The sequence below is a fragment of the Sulfuricurvum sp. genome, assembly GCF_049305995.1.
GTDB lineage: Bacteria > Campylobacterota > Campylobacteria > Campylobacterales > Sulfurimonadaceae > Sulfuricurvum.
In genome coordinates this window covers 1-2,609 of sequence record NZ_JBAQPS010000098.1, presented here as the reverse complement: position 1 = coordinate 2,609, position 2,609 = coordinate 1, and the positions used below count along the sequence as shown (strand labels likewise).

Below are 2,609 nucleotides of genomic sequence, written 5' to 3'. Positions count from 1 at the left end.
ATTACAGGACTCGAACCTGTGACATCTACCTTGTAAGGGTAGCGCTCTACCAACTGAGCTAAACTCCCATGAGTTTAAAAAATCAAAATAACATGAACAAGTGGCGACCCCTAAAGGATTTGAACCTCTGTTCCTACCATGAAGTGATAGTGTCCTTGGCCACTAGACGAAAGGGTCACTGAAATCAACATTATGGTGTCTCGTGATGGATTCGAACCATCGGCCCCCTCATTAAAAGTGAGATGCTCTACCGGCTGAGCTAACGAGACCTCTTCAGCCATCCAAACTGGACGATTGTGAGGGCGAAATTATAGGGGAAAGATGTTGTTTTGTCAAGCTAATTTTGCTTAAGCGGTAAAAAATAGCTCTCGATCTATATTTAGGAGCATTTTAACAGCCATTAGAACACTTTGCTCTTGGATATAGTTACGATCACCTTCAAAATGAAAACGCTCTGTATGAACAGAGGTTTTGGATCGTGCACTGATATAAACTGTTCCGACCGGCTTAATATCGCTTCCTCCAGTAGGTCCTGCAACCCCGCTGATAGCTAACGCATAATCAGCATAGCTGACATTCATAGCTCCTTCAGACATCTCTGAAACCACTTCGGCACTGACAGCACCGTATTGTTCCAAGGCGGTATCATCAACTGCTAACCAATTGGCTTTTAGTGTGTTAGAATAGGTAATCAAAGAACCATCGTAGATAGTGGAAACTCCGCTTTGAGAAGTGAAAAAATGGGCAAGCGAACCTCCACTGCAACTTTCGGAAAATGAGATTTTTTTGTGGTGAGTACCTAAACGTTCAATAATAAATGCGACGATATTGGTTGCGGCAATTACTTTATGATGCATTAATCCGCGTGCAGACGCAATAAACTGAGAAAGATTTCCATGACGGCGGGTATGGATACGAATTTTCAGCCATCCCTCTACCAATTCACTAAACTCAAGCTTGACATCGAAGTTTTGGGCTAATGGTTCAAGAAGTGTTTGCGCACTAAGAAGTTCTTCGTTGAAAAGATGGATCGTGGCAAGACGTGATTCGTCATCAATGAGAATCGAAGGGAATTCTTTCCCCTCGGTCGCCAGAACAACATTGATTTCAGAGTTGTTATGGGTTAGGAGATAGCTACCGTTTTCTAAGATACTGGCACGGGAGGGGATGAGCATCTGCTCTTTTAAAATCTGATTGTCGGCTGTGACCGTGCTGAGAAGTTTTCCAACAATAGTAAACGTATTTTTTGTGGTGACAATAATGAGTTTGGACTCATTTTTCAATAGCCCTTCAAGGTGTAAAAATAGTCCTTTGTCTGACTCTTCAAAATAGTTGATGGAATCGATCGATGCGAGACGATTCTTGATACTTCGGAGGATGTAACGCTCATACGCTTCATTCAAAATCAGCCGATTACCTACGAAAATAACATCACGTTTCATGGTTTTCCTGAGTATAAAATTGGGATAGTATAGCACAGTGACAGCAAATTTTAATCACCTAAAAGATATAATGCACCACTTTTTATATAAGGTAACAGATGGATTATAAAGAGACCCTCCTTCTACCTCAGACTGAATTTCCGATGCGCGGAAATTTGGTTCAAAACGAGCCTACACGGTATGCTGCGTGGATTGCAAATGATGTTTACGGCAAAATGAAAGCCAATCGTAAAGGCTCAGAGAGTTTTACGCTGCATGATGGTCCCCCGTATGCCAACGGTCACACCCATATCGGTCATGCTCTCAATAAAGTTCTTAAAGATATTATTGTCAAATACCACTATTTCAACGGGAAATCGGTCCGTTTTACCCCAGGTTGGGATTGTCACGGATTGCCGATCGAGCAACAGGTTGAGAAAAAACTGGGCGGAAAACAGAAAAAAGAGCTTCTTAGTACCGCAGAAGTACGCCAAATGTGCCGCGATCACGCGTCAGAGTTTGTCGATATTCAACGCGCGGAGTTTAAAAAACTGGGTGTTATTGCGGATTGGGATAACCCGTATCTGACGATGGATTCCAAGTTTGAAGCGAACATCTATCGTACCCTTTGCGCCGTGGCGAAAAAAGGGTTATTGATCGAGCGTTCAAAACCGGTGTATTGGAGCTGGGCGGAGCGTACTGCGCTTGCCGAAGCGGAAGTGGAGTACGAAGACAAAGAGGACTACTCGATTTATGTCGCATTTGAACTCAGCGACGAAGCCAAAGTACGTGCCGGGATAGAGGGGAACGCCGCTATCGTCATCTGGACGACGACACCGTGGACATTGCCTGCCAATACGGGAATCTCTCTCAACCCTGATGAGATCTATGTTCGAACATCCGATGGTTATATCGTTGCGGAAAAACGCTACAACGCACTTATCGAAGAGGGTGTTTTCAGCGGGACGGTCGTTCAAAAGATCGAAGCGAAAAAGATCGAAAATCTTTATGCGATCAATCCTCTCAACGGTCGTGGTTCACACTTGGTCTTGGGTGAGCACGTTTTGATGGAGAATGGTTCGGGATGTGTTCATACCGCTCCGGGTCATGGGGAAGACGACTACCGTATCGGGCTTCGTTATAACCTCGAAGTGGTGATGCCGGTTGATGAGACGGGTTGTTATGATA

Annotated in this window: 2 protein-coding genes and 2 tRNA genes; 1 reads left to right on the top strand and 3 read right to left on the bottom strand. The window is 44.2% G+C overall.

The features are described from left to right. Window positions 1-101: 101 nt before the first annotated feature. From WA010_RS03335 to WA010_RS03325, 3 genes are all read right to left on the bottom strand, one after another. Window positions 102-177, bottom strand: a tRNA-Glu gene (locus WA010_RS03335). 16 nt (window positions 178-193) lie between these two features. Further along, window positions 194-269 (bottom strand) — tRNA-Lys (locus WA010_RS03330). Window positions 270-347: 78 nt separating this feature from the next. Then, window positions 348-1,442, bottom strand: coding sequence for a CinA family protein (locus tag WA010_RS03325; RefSeq protein ID WP_422555755.1), 1,095 nt, complete (start codon window positions 1,440-1,442; stop codon window positions 348-350). Between the two features lie 98 nt (window positions 1,443-1,540). On the opposite strand from WA010_RS03325, the gene WA010_RS03320 reads away from it, so the two are divergent. Then, the coding region (locus WA010_RS03320) for a class I tRNA ligase family protein (protein WP_422555754.1) at window positions 1,541-2,609 on the top strand (1,069 nt) is incomplete at its 3' end.

Coding starts and splice junctions, on each gene's coding strand:
- WA010_RS03325 (WP_422555755.1), bottom strand. CDS start 1,442: ATGAAACGTGATGTTATTTTCGTAGGTAATCGGCTGATTTTGAATGAA.